Source organism: Oricola sp., from assembly GCF_022763245.1.
In the GTDB taxonomy this organism is placed as follows: Bacteria; Pseudomonadota; Alphaproteobacteria; order Rhizobiales; family Rhizobiaceae; genus Oricola.
Map to the genome: position 1 here is coordinate 58,808 of NZ_JALEGV010000028.1, position 15,042 is coordinate 73,849.

At 66.1% G+C, this 15,042-nt stretch carries 15 protein-coding genes; 6 read left to right on the forward strand and 9 right to left on the reverse strand.

Translation table 11 applies throughout. From position 1 onward, the window contains the following. Positions 1-87 precede the first annotated feature (87 nt). The 3 genes from MRY80_RS12310 to MRY80_RS12320 are packed head-to-tail and all read left to right on the forward strand — an operon-like array spanning position 88 to position 3,053. On the forward strand, positions 88-1,179 hold the full coding sequence (locus MRY80_RS12310) for a diaminopropionate ammonia-lyase (RefSeq protein WP_293291316.1): 1,092 nt from the start codon (positions 88-90) through the stop codon (positions 1,177-1,179). Continuing rightward, positions 1,166-2,308: a Xaa-Pro peptidase family protein gene (locus tag MRY80_RS12315; RefSeq protein WP_293291317.1), complete on the forward strand. Its 1,143-nt coding sequence runs from the start codon at positions 1,166-1,168 to the stop codon at positions 2,306-2,308. The genes MRY80_RS12310 and MRY80_RS12315 overlap by 14 nt, the downstream gene beginning before the upstream one ends. Positions 2,309-2,312: 4 nt before the next feature. Further along, on the forward strand, positions 2,313-3,053 hold the full coding sequence (locus MRY80_RS12320) for an Asp/Glu racemase (protein ID WP_293291318.1): 741 nt from the start codon (positions 2,313-2,315) through the stop codon (positions 3,051-3,053). A gap of 15 nt (positions 3,054-3,068) precedes the next feature. Here MRY80_RS12320 and MRY80_RS12325 read toward each other — a convergent pair whose 3' ends face one another. Next, the gene (locus MRY80_RS12325; protein ID WP_293291319.1) at positions 3,069-4,385 is read right to left on the reverse strand and encodes a DNA polymerase IV; all 1,317 of its coding nucleotides are present in this window, start codon (positions 4,383-4,385) and stop codon (positions 3,069-3,071) included. Between the two features lie 72 nt (positions 4,386-4,457). Here MRY80_RS12325 and MRY80_RS12330 point away from each other — a divergent pair, with 72 nt between their 5' ends. Beyond that, entirely contained in the window at positions 4,458-5,036 is a 579-nt protein-coding gene (locus MRY80_RS12330) for a GNAT family N-acetyltransferase (protein WP_293291320.1), read from the forward strand. Positions 5,037-5,042: 6 nt separating this feature from the next. On the opposite strand, the gene MRY80_RS12335 is transcribed toward MRY80_RS12330, so the two are convergent. Together MRY80_RS12335 and MRY80_RS12340 are read right to left on the reverse strand one after the other, a co-directional pair. Beyond that, positions 5,043-5,720, reverse strand: a complete 678-nt coding sequence (locus tag MRY80_RS12335; protein WP_293291321.1) for a hypothetical protein — start codon at positions 5,718-5,720, stop codon at positions 5,043-5,045. Continuing rightward, a complete protein-coding gene (locus tag MRY80_RS12340; protein ID WP_293291322.1) occupies positions 5,705-6,001 on the reverse strand; it encodes a DUF3572 domain-containing protein in 297 nt (98 codons plus the stop codon). The genes MRY80_RS12335 and MRY80_RS12340 overlap by 16 nt, the downstream gene beginning before the upstream one ends. Positions 6,002-6,134: 133 nt before the next feature. Between MRY80_RS12340 and MRY80_RS12345 the strand changes: the two genes are divergently transcribed. Together MRY80_RS12345 and MRY80_RS12350 are read left to right on the forward strand one after the other, a co-directional pair. Beyond that, positions 6,135-6,491 (forward strand): response regulator, encoded by a 357-nt coding sequence (locus MRY80_RS12345; protein WP_293291323.1) that lies wholly within the window; start codon positions 6,135-6,137, stop codon positions 6,489-6,491. A 20-nt stretch (positions 6,492-6,511) separates the two neighbouring features. Continuing rightward, a complete protein-coding gene (locus MRY80_RS12350; RefSeq protein ID WP_293291324.1) occupies positions 6,512-7,888 on the forward strand; it encodes a PleD family two-component system response regulator in 1,377 nt (458 codons plus the stop codon). Between the two features lie 7 nt (positions 7,889-7,895). Here the strand turns inward: MRY80_RS12350 and MRY80_RS12355 are convergent, their stop codons facing one another. The 6 genes from MRY80_RS12355 to topA all read right to left on the reverse strand — a co-directional run bounded on the left by MRY80_RS12355 (position 7,896) and on the right by topA (position 14,898). Further along, complete coding sequence (locus tag MRY80_RS12355; protein ID WP_293291325.1) at positions 7,896-8,369, reverse strand: GNAT family N-acetyltransferase; 474 nt, start codon at positions 8,367-8,369, stop codon at positions 7,896-7,898. An 80-nt stretch (positions 8,370-8,449) separates the two neighbouring features. Continuing rightward, positions 8,450-8,617 (reverse strand): 50S ribosomal protein L33, encoded by a 168-nt coding sequence (gene rpmG, locus MRY80_RS12360; protein WP_293291326.1) that lies wholly within the window; start codon positions 8,615-8,617, stop codon positions 8,450-8,452. Positions 8,618-8,732: 115 nt separating this feature from the next. Continuing rightward, on the reverse strand, positions 8,733-9,479 hold the full coding sequence (locus MRY80_RS12365) for an NUDIX hydrolase (protein ID WP_293291327.1): 747 nt from the start codon (positions 9,477-9,479) through the stop codon (positions 8,733-8,735). Further along, positions 9,472-9,915 (reverse strand): DUF983 domain-containing protein, encoded by a 444-nt coding sequence (locus MRY80_RS12370; protein ID WP_293291328.1) that lies wholly within the window; start codon positions 9,913-9,915, stop codon positions 9,472-9,474. The genes MRY80_RS12365 and MRY80_RS12370 overlap by 8 nt, the downstream gene beginning before the upstream one ends. Then, complete coding sequence (rnr, locus tag MRY80_RS12375; protein WP_293291329.1) at positions 9,912-12,236, reverse strand: ribonuclease R; 2,325 nt, start codon at positions 12,234-12,236, stop codon at positions 9,912-9,914. The genes MRY80_RS12370 and rnr overlap by 4 nt, the downstream gene beginning before the upstream one ends. Beyond that, positions 12,229-14,898: a type I DNA topoisomerase gene (gene topA, locus MRY80_RS12380; RefSeq protein WP_293291330.1), complete on the reverse strand. Its 2,670-nt coding sequence runs from the start codon at positions 14,896-14,898 to the stop codon at positions 12,229-12,231. Before topA ends, rnr begins: the two co-directional genes overlap by 8 nt. Positions 14,899-15,042 lie beyond the last annotated feature (144 nt).

Below are 15,042 nucleotides of genomic sequence, written 5' to 3' on the forward strand. Positions count from 1 at the left end.
GGGTTTCGTTCTGTCGCGCGATCGGGTGAAATGGCGTGACGACGGACGAGCGCGTCTGCAGGCGCGCAGAGAGGGACCCGGCAAGCCATGCGCGAGATCATCGCCAATCCGCATCGCGGCAGCACACTCACGACCATTCCGGACCTGCCGGACGAACCGGTGTCGACCGACATCGCCGGCGCGCGCGCATTGTTCGCGCGCTGTCCGGCGGCGGCCGAGACGCCGCTGCGCGACACGCCGTCTTTGGCCGCGGTTTGTGGCGTGGCGCGCGTGACCCTGAAAGACGAGCGCAACCGCATGGGGCTCGGCTCCTTCAAGGCGCTCGGCGCGGCCTATGCGATCGCCAAGATGGCGATGCGGAAGGCCGGGGGCGACGAGGACGCGGCGCGCACGGCGCTGAACGGCATCACTTTCGTCTGCGCGAGCGCAGGCAATCACGGCCTGTCGGTGGCGGCGGGCGCCCGTCTGTTCGGCGCCAATGCCGTGATCTATCTCGCTGAAACCGTGCCGCCGGCCTTCGCCGCGCGGCTGGAGGCCAAGGGCGCGACGGTGGTGCGCGAGGGCGCCGACTACGACGCGAGCATGACCGCGGCCTTGAAGGCGGCGCACGGTAATGGCTGGTATCTCCTATCCGACAGCTCCTGGGAGGGATATTCCGTGCCCGCCCGCGACGTGATGGAGGGCTATCTGATCATGGCCGGTGAGGTGGGCGACGCAATCGAGGCGGCGCCGACGCATGTGTTCCTGCAGGCCGGCGTCGGCGGCCTTGCGGCTGCATGCGCCGCGGCGGCGCGCGCGATCTGGGGAAGCGCGCCCATCATCACCGTGGTCGAACCGGACCGCGCGCCGGCGCTTCTGGAAAGCGTGCGCGCGGGCAAGCCCGTCCATGCGGCGGGCCTCGAGTCCAATATGGGCCGGCTCGATTGCAAGGACCCGTCCTTCCTCGCGCTTGCCGGCCTTGCCCGCGACGCCGATTTCTTCATGACGATCACCGACGAGGAGGCGGACGCGGCGGTCGCGAGGGTATCCGGTCACGGGATCGAAACGACCCCTTCGGGCGTCGCCGGCATCGCCGGCCTGTTGACCTTGACGCCGGAGGCGCGCGCAACCCTGCGCCTCGACGAACGGAGCCGTGTGCTTGCCTACGTCTCCGAAGGCCCGGTCGATGGCGGGGCCTGATTTTCCCGTCCAGGAATATGAGAACCGGCTGGAAGCGATCCAGTCATCCATGTCGACCGCAGGCCTCGATGCCCTGTTCTTCAATACGGAAGCGGAGATCCGGTACTTCACCGGGTTTCGCACCTTGTTCTGGCAAAGTCCGACACGGCCCTGGTTCTTGGTCGTGCCGCGATCCGGATTGCCGGTGGCGGTCATTCCCGGCATCGGCGCCGAACTGATGCGCGCCGCCTTTGTCGGCGAGGTGCGCACCTGGTCATCGCCCGATCCCGACGATGACGGTCTGACGCTCCTGGTCGACGCGCTGCGGCCCTTCTCGCGCATCGGGCTGATGATGGGCCGCGAGACGTCGCTGCGCATGCCGCTCGCCGATTTCGACGCGCTGCGCGCTGGCCTTCCCGGCTCCACCATGATTGACGCGACGGCGATGGTGCAGCGGCAGCGCATGGTGAAGTCGGAGGCGGAGATCGCCACCATTGCCGAGATCTGCGCGATCGCTTCGAAGAGCTTCGCCGCTGCTCCGATGCTTTTTCGCGAGGGACAGACACTGGCGGAGGCGTTTCGGGCCTTCAAGATCGAGTTGCTGCGCAACGGCGCGGAGGACGTGCCGTATCTCGTCGGCGGGGCCGGGCAGGGCGGCTATGGCGATGTCATCTCGCCGCCGAGCGAGGACAGGCTGAGAGCGGGCGACGTGCTGATGCTCGACACCGGCGCGACGCTGCGCGGCTATTTCTGCGATCTCGACCGCAATTTCGCAATCGGCCACGCATCCGAGGTCGCCAGGCACGTCCATGACACGCTGTGGCGTGCGTCGGAGGCGGCGCTCGAAATCGCCCGGCCGGGGCGCACATGCCGCGACCTGTTCGAGGCGATGGCCGGGGTGATCGGCGAGGACGGCGGCGATGTCGGCCGATACGGCCACGGGCTCGGCATGCAGCTGACCGAACCGCCCTCGCTGGTCGGCTTCGACGAGACAGAGCTGCAGCCCGGCATGGTGATCACGCTCGAACCCGGCATGCGGGTCGGTCCGGGCAAGATCATGGTGCATGAGGAAAACATCGTCATCCGCAACGGGCCGGCCGAACTCCTGACCGAGCGGGCGCCGCCCGATCTGCCCGTCATCGGAGGCTGACGCGATGAAACTTGCCTACGAACTCGACGAGCCCCTGTCGGCACGCACGTCATTCGGGGTGCTCATCCTGCAATCCGACGAAACGCTGGAGACGGAGTTTGCGCCGCTTTTTCAGGGCGATGACCTCGCGCTTCACCATTCGCGCATCCCCTTCGCGGATACGGTCGCGCCGGATACGCTCGCCGAGATGAGGGTGAACCTTCCACGCGCGACAGCCCTGTTTCCGTCGGCCTCGCCGCTCGACGTGATCGCCTATGGATGCACATCCGGCACGACCATGATCGGCATCGACGCGGTGCGCTCGGCCATTCATTCGGTGCAGCCGCAGGCAAAGGTGACGGACCCGGTGAGCGCGCTGCTTGCAGCCTGCCGGCGGCTTGGCGTGCGCCGCATCGGCTTCCTGACGCCCTATCTGCCTGCCGTTTCGACCGCGATGCAGGACCTTTTGGTCTCGCATGGGCTGGAGATCGGCACTTTCGGCTCCTTCGAACAGGAGAGCGACCGGGCGGTCGCGCGGATCTCGCGGGCATCCATTCTCGACGCGATGGGCGTTGTCGGCAGCGGGGATGTCGAGGCCGTGTTCGCCTCCTGCACGAATCTGCGCACCTTCGGCCTCATCGACGAGGCGGAGGCGGCGCTCGGCAAGCCGGTTCTCACATCCAACCAGGTGCTCGCCTGGCACATGCTCACGCTTGGCGGCAGGGTGGGCGGAGCGTCGGGCCCGGGTCGGCTGTTCAGGTCCTAACGTCGAGGCGGGCGATCAGTTCTCCTGATCCCTCTGCGGCTTGCCGCGATTGCCGGTGCCGAACGTGTAGCCCGTTTCCAGCGCGCGATTGCCGAACTTCTCCCGCACCCGGTCCATCGCGGCTTCCGCCTTCGCTCTCCGTCCGGCGTCCTGGTCGATCAGGTCCTGCGGATCGGCCATCGGGTCTGTGGCGAGGTCGGAAAGGCCGACGCCGATAAGGCGGTATTTGGTGCCGTCGAGTTCCTTTTCGAGCATCGGCGCAGCCGTGCGGAAGATCCGGTCGGCGAGTTGCGTGCGGCTCGACAATTGCTTGTTGCGCGTTCGGGTCTGGAAGCTGCGGTCCTTCAGCTTCAGCGTGACGGTGCGGCCGGAAAGCTCCGAGGCCTTCAGGCGCCGCGACACTGTTTCCGACAGGGCGCGCAGGATCGGCAGGAGGTCGGCCGCGGCCGCGTAGTCTTCGTTGAAGGTCGTCTCGGCCGAAATGCTCTTGGCCTCGTGTTCCACATGCACCGCGCGATCGTCCTCGCCACGCGACAGATGGAAGAGCCGGCGGCCCATGACGCCGTAGCGCTTCATCAGCGTGTTTTCCTCCATCGTCTGCAACTGGCCGATCGTGCGGATGCCGTCCTTTTCGAGCGAGGCGGCGAAGGCCTTGCCTACGCCCCAGATCATGGTGACCGGCTTGTCGCGCAGGAAATCCAGCGCCTCGGCCTCGCCGATGACGGAAAAGCCGCGCGGCTTCTCCAGGTCGGAGGCGACCTTGGCGAGGAACTTGCAGTAGGACAGCCCGACCGAGACGGTGATGCCGACCTCGGTCTCGATACGCCTGGCGAATTTCGCCAGCACGCGGGCGGGGACATCCCTGTGCAGCCTTTCCGTGCCCGAGAGGTCCAGAAAGGCCTCGTCGATCGACAGCGGCTCAACGAGCGGCGTCAGGTCGCGCATCATCTCGCGGACCTGGCGGCCGACGCGTGCGTATTTCTCCATGTCCGGCTTCACCACGACAGCCTCCGGACAGGCTTCCAGCGCCTTGAACATCGGCATGGCGGACCGCACGCCATGGATGCGCGCGATGTAGCAGCAGGTCGAGACGACGCCGCGCCGTCCGCCGCCGACGATCACCGGCTTGTCGCGCAGATCCGGATTGTCGCGCTTTTCCACCGCCGCGTAAAAGGCGTCGCAATCGATATGGGCGATCGACAGGCGGTCGAGTTCGGCATGGCGCAGGAGCCGCGGGCTGCCGCAGGCAAGGCAACGCTTCTCCGCCCCCTTGGTCGGGGCCAGACAATCGCGGCAAAAACTTGCTGCCAGGCTGTTGACAGTCACGGACATGGATGTGAACATACCATGAACATTGATCCTGCAAAATCGCCAATCACGTTACCATCGGGTGGAGATGCCGTCATGGCCAAGCTCGACGTGCTTCCTCTTACGGCCGAGCGCTGGGACGATTTCGCCGCGCTGTTCGGCAAACAGGGCGCCTGTTACGGCTGCTGGTGCAGCTATTTCCGGCTTGCGCCGAAATTGCGCAAGGCGAATTCGTCGCTCGACAACAAGGCGCACATGCATGCCCGCGTCCTTGCCGGTCCGCCGCCGGGGCTGCTCGGCTATGTCGACGGCGAAGCCGTGTCGTGGATGCAGATCGGGCCGCGAGCCGACGTGCCGCAGTTCAACAATTCCGGCCGGGTGAGCGCGCCGCTGGAGGATGCGTCCGTCGACGATGATTCGGTTTGGGCGATCTCGTGCTTCTTCACGAAATCGGCGATGCGCGGGCAGGGGCTGTCGCATGCGATGGTCGCCGCTGGCGTCGCGCATGCGCGCGAGAACGGCGCGCGCCTTCTGGAGGCCTGTCCGATGGATCAGGCCAAGCAGGCGAAATCGGTCGGGCTCTTCGTCGGCTCGACTCGCGTGTTCGAAAAGGCAGGGTTCGCGCAGGTGGCCTCGCGCAAGCCGGGCCGGCCGCTGATGCGGTTCGAGCTCTGAGCGATGTCAGCGGCCGCGTTTCGCCAGGAATTCGGCAATGGCCCGGGTCGCGGCAGGCCAGTCCTCGACGCTCGTCACGCCCTGCGGCATCGGCGGCAGATGCGGTCGCAACGGCTGGTAGGCCATCAGGTGCAGGCTGAGCGCGTCCGGCACGGCCTGGAGAACGCTGATGTGGTTCGGCGGCAGATCGTCGATGAAGGTCACGGCGCGTGCCGGGCGTTCGCGGATCAGGCCGGCCACGGCGTCGCCCTTGGCGTCCTCGGTGGCGATCATCGGATGCGAGAAGCCGTGACTGTCGAGCAGGGCGCGCCGGCGGGCATGGTGCCGGGGCGGCATGGCGGTCAGGAAGACGATGTCGGCGTCATGCGCGGCCTCGATGGCGCCAAGCGCGTCAAGCGCGCCCGGGGTCGGCTTCTGCCACGCGTCATGTTCTGCGAAGAAATTTTCGAGGAAGTCGGATACGGCTTTCTTTTCAGCTGCTTGGCCGGTCTTCTTGTCAAAGACGTTTCCCGCCAGGCGAAACGAGGTGGTGCGCAGTTCGTGGCCCTGGCTGTCGAGATAGGCCATGAAGGGCGCGACGAATTCCAGCACGACTTCGTCGATGTCGCAGACGATGAGCGGCCGGTCGGATGCCGTCAGCGCGGCGATGCGGCGGCGTTCCTCGGGCGTCACGTTGAGAGCCATTCATTGCCCGGATTGCCGAGCAGCACTTCGCGCGCCTGTTGCACCGTGTCGGGATCGGTTTCCGTCTCGTTGCAGAACGCCATCAGGCTGGGCTCGTGGGCGAGCAGGAAATCGAGCACGCCGGCGAGAAAGCCGGGCTCGGCCGCCGCCTGGCGGATCTGGCCCGCCTCGATGCCGGTGAGCGCGAGGAAGCGGTCGAGCATGCGCTCGTCGCCGGCGATCCAGCTCAGCGCCGCGGCGGCCACCGCTTCGGGCGTGGCTTCGGTCGCGTCATCATCCATCTTCCGCTCCGTTCGCTTTTTCTCAAGGGAATCGCGTTATAACTTTGCGGAACGGCAAAAACGATACCGAGATCGCCGCCATGGACGGGTGGACCGGTCGACGGTACGGGAGACTGCTATGACGAAAACGGTCATGATCGTCGAGGACAACGAGCTCAACATGAAGCTCTTCCGCGATCTCATCGAGGCCAGCGGATACCAGACCGTGCGCACGCGCAACGGTCTCGAAGCGCTCGATCTCGCCCGCGCCCATCGTCCGGACCTGATCCTGATGGATATTCAACTGCCGGAAGTGTCCGGCCTCGACGTGACGCGCTGGCTCAAGGAGGACGACCACCTCCACACGATCCCGGTGATCGCCGTCACCGCCTTCGCGATGAAGGGCGACGAGGAGCGGATCCGCCAGGGCGGCTGCGAGGGTTACATCTCAAAACCGATCTCGGTTCCTAAATTTATTGAAACCATTAAGTCGTATCTTGGCGACGCTTGAACCTGGACAGGACGTGTCGCATGACCGCGCGCATACTCGTCGTCGATGATCTTGAAGCGAACCGGAACCTTCTCGAAACACGGCTGACCGCGGAGTATTTCAACGTCATCACGGCCAAGGACGGCGAGGATGCGCTGGCGACCTGCGCCGAAACGCAGATCGACCTCGTGCTGCTCGACATCATGATGCCCGGCATCGACGGTTTCGAGGTGTGCGAGCGCTTGAAGGCCAACGCGGCCACCGCTCACATCCCGGTCATCATCGTCACGGCGCTGGACGGCATGGCCGACCGCGTGCGGGGCCTGGAGGCCGGCGCTGACGATTTCCTGACCAAGCCCGTCGACGAGATCCAGCTGATGGCGCGCGTGCGCAGCCTTTTGCGGCTCAAGATGCTGACCGACGAATTGCGGCTGCGCGCCGTGACGGCTCGGGACATCGGGTTGGAGAGCTTGTTGAACGATGTCGATGGTGGCGAACGTGCCAAGCCGAAGGTGCTGGTGATCGACGAGCGGGAGACGTCGTTCGCGCGGCTGGTCAAGCCGCTGCGCGGAAGCTTCGACATCACGCATGCCGCGGAGCCGCAATCGGCGGTGATGGTGGCGGCGGAGGGCGATTTCGACTGCGTGTTCGTCGCCGCGCGGTTCTCCGATTTCGATCCGCTGCGGGTGTGTTCGCAGTTGCGGTCGCTGGATCGCACGCGGTTCGTGCCGATCATCCTGGTCGCCGACGAGGATGGCGACGAATTGATCAAGCGGGCGCTGGAACTGGGCGTCAACGACTTCATCGTTCGGCCGGTGGACGCCAACGAGCTGATCGCTCGGCTGCGCACGCAGGTCAAACGCAAGCGCTATCACGACGGGCTGCGCGACAATATCGCCGCCTCGATCGAGCTGGCCGTCACGGACGGGCTGACCGGGCTCTACAACCGCCGCTATCTCGACACGCATCTGGAGACGCTGGTGGCGCGCGCGCTCAATCGCGGCCGCGAATTGTCGCTGCTCATCACCGACATCGATCGGTTCAAGGCGGTCAACGACACGCATGGCCATGCGGCGGGCGACGACGTGCTGCGCGAATTCGCCCGGCGGCTGCGCATCAATGTGCGCGGCATGGACCTGGCCTGTCGCTATGGCGGCGAAGAATTCGTGATCGTGATGCCCGACACCACGCCGGACGTCGCCGCCGAAGTCGCCGAACGGCTGCGCGCGCAGATCGAATCGGACGGATTCTCCATCGAGAACGGCGCGCGTGCGCTGGACGTCACCGTCAGCATCGGCGTGACGAGCCTGATCCAGTCGGAAGCCGAGACCGCCGGCGGGCTTCTCAAACGCGCCGACGAGGCGCTTTACGAGGCGAAGAAGACGGGCCGCAACCGGGTCGTCTCCCGGGCCGCCTGACCGCCGTTCAGGCCAGCTTTTTCTCGTATCGCCATGCCTGCAGGACGAAGGGCCCGGCCGTCGTCTCGGTGGCGAAGTCGATCGTGGCGGCGCGCCGCCAGCCGGATTTCTCGTAGAAGCGCGCCGCGCGTTCATTGCCGACCGCGCAGGCGAGCCATGCGGTCGTGACGCCCGCAGCACGCAGGCCGTCCTCGGCGTCGGCGATCAGGGCCGCGGCAGCGCCCGTGCCGCGGGCTTCGGCGGCGACGTAGAACTGGTCCAGCTCGTCGCCTCTCAGGTAGAAGAAACCGGCCACGCGGCCGGAGTGTTCGACGACACGCATCTCGTCCAGATGCGTTGCCGTCCTCGCTCGGAAACTTTCAAGCGTGCGCAGCGTCACCAAGGGTTGCGGGACGAGGGCGGCATGCGCGTCGTGCCAGCCGTCATGCCACAGCGTGGCGAGGGTCTCCGTCTCTTCGGGGCGCGCATCGCGTATCGGCACCGCGTCTCTCCCAACTGACGGCAACAAAAAACCGCCGGTCTTGCGAGCGGCGGTTTCCGATCATGCGCGTCGGCGAAACCTTACTTGATTTTGGTTTCCTTGAACTCGACGTGCTTCTTGGCGATCGGGTCGTACTTCGTCTTCACCATCTTCTCGGTGAAGGTGCGGCTGTTCTTCTTGGTGACGTAGAAGAAGCCGGTGTCCGCGGTGGACAGCAATTTGATCTTGATCGTGGTGGCCTTTGCCATGGTCTTAACCTGTCATTTCAAGAGAGCGAGCCAAAGCGGGTCACGGGCAGACCGCCGGCGAATGTGCGCGGAACCTACGGATTGCGCGCGGAAAGTCAAGCTGTCATTGCGGGAGTCATTCGAATGTCAGGACAAAACGGCGGTTTTCGGCCCGGAAGAACGGCACGGCGACGTCTTGCGCGAGATCCGGATCCTCTTGCAGGCGCCTGATCAGCAGGTCGAGAATCGCTTCGGTGATGCCCGGGATCTGGATGTCGTCGAGCTGGTCGGTGCCGATCCAGCGGACCTCTTCCAGTTCCTCGTCCGGGTTGGCGATCAGGCCGTCCGGATTGGCGACATGATCCGCGTCGGCGATGAAGAACCGCGTGTCGAAACGGCGAACGCGTCCGGGCGGCGTGATGGCGCGGGCGAGGAAGCGCAGCGCCGACAGGTCGGGCAGGATGCCTTCGCGCGCGAAGGACTGCCATTCCGGCGAGCGCGCTTCGGTCGGCGCCTCACCATTGCGGCCGATGAACAGGCCGGTTTCCTCGTGGGTCTCGCGAATCGCCGACATGGCCAGCGCTTCCGCGCGGCGCAGGCTTCCGCGCCTGCCCATGCCGTCGATCAGGCGTCGCGCGTCGCCCGGATGCAGGCCGCCGGTGCGTGTGGCGGTCAGGTCGTCGCGTTCCGTGCGGCCGCCGGGGAAGACGAACATGCCCGGCATGAAGGCGAGCTTTCGGCTGCGCCGGCCCATCAGCACCTGCGGCGCGCCGGCGGTCCTGCGCAACAGAATCAGCGTCGCGGCGTCGCGCGGCCGGGTGAGCGGCGCGGGACCATAGGGCTTGTTGGTGGCGACGAACTTCTCGTAGGAGGGATCAGGCATCTTGTTCGGGATGCACCTCGGGCATGTCGTCTTCGCCGCCGAAGCCGTGCATGTAGTTGGCCCACTGGAACCCGATCACTGCGCCCTTGATCGGCTGGATCAGCACCAACGCCATGATGACGGTCATCGGCGCCCAGATCGCCAGATGCAGCCAGCTCGACCAGTCCGTGAGCACTTCGGCCAAGGTGAAGGCGCCGACCACCACGTGGCCGACGATGAAGATGTTCAGATAGGCGGGAAAGTCGTCGGCGCGCTGGTGGTGCAGTTCCTCGCCGCAATGGGCGCAGGTGTCCACCGGCTTGGCGAAGCCGCAGAACAGCTTGCCTTCGCCGCAATTCGGGCAGCGGCCGGCAAAGCCGCGCTTGATCGCGGCAAAGACGGGACGGCTCGGCTGCGCCGGATTGTCGTCGCCGTTGTAGATGGTGATCTCGCTCATCGTCTGCGTCCTGTTGCTTTGCGGCCCGGCGGGCGTTTGCCGCGCTTGTTGCGCGCCGCCGACCGTGCGCCCTTGCGCGCCTTATGGAACGATTTCGACGACACGCCAAGCTTGCGCGGTTCGCTGACCATCTCGAAGCGCATGGCGCCGGCCAGCGGCAGCACTTCGGAGATCTTCACCGTCACCGGATCGCCGAGCCGATAGCCGAGGCCGGTGCGTTCGCCGACCATGGCGTGGATGGCTTCGTCATGGTGGTAATAGTCGTCACCCAGCGTCGAGGCCGGGACGAAGCCGTCGGCGCCATAGGCCGGCAGGGCGACGAACAGGCCGGAGGACGACATGCCGGCGACGCGGCCCTCGAAGACCTCGCCGATATTGTCGGCCAGATAGAGGGCGATCAGCCGGTCGACGGTCTCGCGTTCGGCATGGACCGCGCGTCGTTCCGCCGACGAGATCGTTCCGGCGATCTCTCGCAACTGATCGAGCGTGACGTCCGGCAGCCCGTCCTTGCCGTCGCCGAGGTCGAGCGCGCGGACCAACGCGCGATGCACGATCAGGTCGGCATAGCGGCGGATGGGCGAGGTGAAATGCGCGTAGCGCAACAGGTTGAGGCCGAAATGACCGTAATTCTCCGGCGCGTATTCGGCCTGCGCCTGACTGCGAAGGATAACCTCGTTGACGAGGGCGGCGTGATCGGTGTGCTTGACGGCGTCTAGGATGACGTTGAAAGCCTGCGGCCGAAGCTGCGCCCCGCGCGCCAGCGAAATATCGAGCGTCTTCAGGAATTCGCGCAGCGATTCTTCCTTGGCCATGGAGGGCTGGTCGTGGACGCGATAGACGAGCAGCTGGCGCTTTGATTCCAGCGTCTCGGCGGCCGCGACATTCGCCTGGATCATGCATTCCTCGATGAGCTTGTGCGCATCGAGGCGGGCAGGCACGATCACCCGGTCGACGAGACCCTCGTCGTTGAGGACGATCTTGCGTTCCGGCAGGTCGAGTTCGAGCGGTCCGCGGGCGTGGCGGCCCTTGTGCAGGCAGCGATAGGCTTCCCACAGCGGCTTGAGGATCGGCTCCATGAGCGGGCCGGTCTTGTCGTCCGGCGCGCCGTCGATGGCCGCCTGGGCCTGGTCGTAGGAAAGCTTCGCGGCGGAGCGCATGAGGATGCGATGGAACGTGTGGCCGCGCTTCCTGCCGTCGGCGCCGAAGATCATGCGCACGGCCAGCGCCGGGCGATCCTCGCCCTCGCGCAGCGAGCAGAGGTCGTTGGAGATCCGCTCCGGCAGCATCGGCACGACGCGGTCGGGGAAATAGACCGAGTTGCCGCGCTTCAACGCTTCCCGGTCGAGCGGCGAACCCGGCCGCACATAGTAGGCGACATCGGCGATGGCGACCGTGAGGATGTGTCCGCCGGGATTGCCGACATCCGGATCCGGCTCGGCATGGACGGCGTCGTCATGGTCCTTGGCGTCCGGCGGATCGATCGTCACCAGCGGCAGGGACCGCCAGTCCTCGCGCTTGCCGCCGGGCGTGACCGGTTTCGCCGCCGCGGCTTCGGCCATCACGGTCTCGGGAAAGACATGCGGAATGCCATTGGCGTGGATGGCGATCATCGAGACCGCCTTTTCGGAGGCGAAGGACCCGATGCGCTGCGTCACCGCGGCGCGCGGCAGGTCGTAGCGGCCGATCTTCGTGACCTCCACCTCGACCAGGTCGCCCGGGCTCGCATCGGCGAGCTGGTCGTTGTCGAGGATCAGCTCCTGCTGCCTGCGATCGACCGGCTCCAGCCGGTAGCCGCCGTCATCCATGCGGCGGATCACACCGAGCACGCCTGCCCGTCGCTTTTCCAGCTTCTTGATCACGCGGGCGGTGTGCGGGCTGTCGGCATCGTGCGGAGCCGTGATGCGGGCGAGGACACGGTCGCCGACACCGGCGACGAGCTGGCGCTGCTTGGCGTGGCGCGGCGCGCGGATGGCGATGAGCGGGGGCGAGCCCTGTTCGTCCTCGTCCCATTCGAGCGGCCGGGCGAGCAGGCCGCCGTCGCCGTCACGGCCGGTGACGGTCAGCACCATGACCTGCGGCAGGGCGCCGGCGGTCACCAGGCGCTTGCCGCGCCGCTGGAAAACGCCTTCCTCTTCCAGTTCCTTGAACAGGTGCTTCAGCGCGACCCGATCGTCGCCCTTCAGGTTGAAGGCCTTCGCGACGTCGCGTTTCGTCGCCTTGTCCGGGTTCTCGCGGATGAAGGCGACGACGTCGTCGCGGGTCGGCAGGTGCGCGTTGCGCACCTTGGGCTGTGGCTTCGGGTCGCCCTTGCGCCTAGCCATTGTCTTCGGTTTCGGCGGCTTTCTTCTTCGCCGGAGCCTTCTTCTTCGCGGCCGGTTTCTTGGCCGCTGGCTTCTTGGCCGCCGTCTTCTTCTTGGCGGTCGCCTTCTTGGCCGCGCCGCCGACCTTCTTGCCGGTCTTCTCGGCGCGTTCGGCGATGAGCTTCACGGCGTCTTCCAGCGTCACCGACATCGGGTCGGTGCCCTTGGGAATGGTCGCATTGATCTTGCCGTGATTGACGTACGGCCCGTAGCGGCCGTCGCGCACGGTGATCGGGCCGCCGACTTCGGGGTATTCGCCCAGTTCCTTCAGGGCGGCGGGCGTGGATCGTCCGCGGCCCGGGCCCTTGGCAAGCTTCTCGGCGATGACCGTCACGGCGCGGTTCAGGCCGATGGAGAACACGTCCTCGACGCTTTCCAGATTGGCGTAGGTGCCGTCATGCCGCACGAAGGGGCCGTAGCGGCCGATGCCGGCGGAGATCATCTTGCCGCTTTCGGGATGCTGTCCGACATCGCGCGGCAGCGACAGGAGCGCCAGCGCCTTTTCGTGGTCGATGTCCTCGACCTTCCAGCCCTTCGGCAGGCTCGCGCGCTTGGCTTCCTTGCCTTCGCCGCGCTGGACATAGGGTCCGAAGCGGCCGGAGCGCAGGGTGATCTCCTCGCTCGTGTAGGGATCGGTGCCGAGCTGTTTCGGTCCGTCGGCCAGTTCGGCTTCCTCGCCCTTCGGGCCGTCCTCGCCCAGCTGGCGGGTGTAGTTGCATTCCGGATAGTTGGAGCAGCCGACGAAAGAGCCGTAGCGGCCGAGTTTCAGGCTCAGATTGCCGCTGCCGCATTTCGGGCAGATGCGCGGATCGGACCCGTCGGCGCGCGCGGGGAAGACAAGCGGCTCGAGCTGTTCGTTGAGCGCGTCGAGCACGTCGGTGATGCGCAGTTCCTTGGTCTCCTCCACATGGGCGGAGAATTCGCGCCAGAAATCGCGCAGCACGTCCTTCCAGGCGAGCTTGCCCGCCGAGATCTCGTCGAGCTTCTCCTCAAGCGAGGCGGTGAAGTCGTACTCCACATAGCGCTCGAAGAAATCCTCCAGGAAGGCCGTCACGAGGCGGCCCTTGGCCTCCGGGATCAGCTTCTTGCCGTCGAGCTTGACGTATTCGCGGTCACGCAGCGTCGTCAGCGTGGCCGAATAGGTCGACGGGCGGCCGATGCCGAGCTCTTCCATCTTCTTGATCAGGGAGGCTTCCGAATAGCGCGGCGGCGGTTCGGTGAAATGCTGCGTCGCCTCGATCTTCTCGCGCGACGGGGTCTCGCCCGTGCGCATGGCCGGCAGACGGTTGGAATCGTCTTCCTCGTCCGCGTCGGTCTTCATGTCGTCGCGGTGTTCGGTATAGGCTGCGATGAAGCCGTCGAACTTCACGACGGAGCCGGTGGCGCGCAGCGTCGCGGTCTTGCCGTCGCCCTTGGCGATGATCTCGACGGTGGTGCGCTCCATTTCGGCCGACGCCATCTGGCTGGCGATGCCGCGCTTCCAGATCAGGTCGTAGAGCTTCATCTGGTCGCCATCGAGCGCGCCGCGCACGGAGGCCGGGGTGCGCATGAAGTCGGTCGGGCGGATCGCCTCGTGGGCTTCCTGGGCGTTCTTGGCCTTGGTGGAATACATCCGGGCCTGGTCCGGCAGGTAGTTGGCGCCGAATTCCTTGCCGATGGCGTCGCGCGCGGCGGTGATCGCCTCGGGCGCCATCTGCACGCCGTCGGTACGCATGTAGGTGATCAGGCCGACCGTCTCGCCGCCCACGTCGATGCCCTCGTAGAGACGCTGCGCGACCTGCATGGTGCGCGCCGGGGCGAAGCCGAGCTTGGCGGAGGCCGCCTGCTGCAGCGTGGAGGTCGTGAAGGGCGGCGCCGGGTTGCGCTTCTGCGGCTTGGCTTCCAGCGACTCCACCGTGAAGGCGGCCGATTCCAGCATCGCCTTGATGGTGGCGGCGTGGTCGCCGTCGCCGATGTCCATCTTGGTGACGCGCTTGCCGTCGAAGCCGGTGAGCCTTGCGACGAAGTCCTGGCCGGCCTCCGTCTTCATATGGGCGGCGATCTGCCAGTATTCCTCGGGCTTGAAGCGCTCGATCTCCGACTCGCGGTCGCAGACGAGGCGCAGCGCGACCGACTGCACCCGTCCGGCCGAGCGTGCACCCGGCAGCTTGCGCCAGAGCACCGGCGACAGGGTGAAGCCGACGAGATAGTCGAGCGCGCGGCGCGCCAGATAGGCGTCGACCAGCGGCGTGTCGATGTCGCGCGGCTGCGCCATCGCCTCGGTGACGGCCTTCTTGGTGATCGCGTTGAACACGACGCGGCGGACCGGCTTGTCCTTGATCACCTTTTTCTTGTTGAGAACCTCCAGCACATGCCAGGAGATCGCTTCGCCTTCGCGGTCGGGGTCAGTCGCCAGAATGAGCGAGTCGGCCGATTTCATGGCCGTGGCGATTTCGTTCAGTCGCTTGCTGGACGCCGTGTCGACGGCCCAGGACATGGCGAAATCCTCGTCCGGACGCACCGAACCGTCCTTGGCCGGAAGGTCGCGCACATGCCCGAAAGAGGCGAGAACCTTGTATCCGGATCCCAGATATTTGTTGATGGTCTTGGCCTTTGCAGGCGATTCTACGACAACGACATCCATGGCAATCGGCTGGTGAAGGAGCAAAAAACAGGCCGTCCGGGCACCGGCGGCGTCCTCGCAAATGGCTGTCTGGCGCGGATTGGTCAAGAGGGCGGGGCGCTGAATCAAACCCCGTCGCGACAAATACGCCCAAAGGTTGTGTCT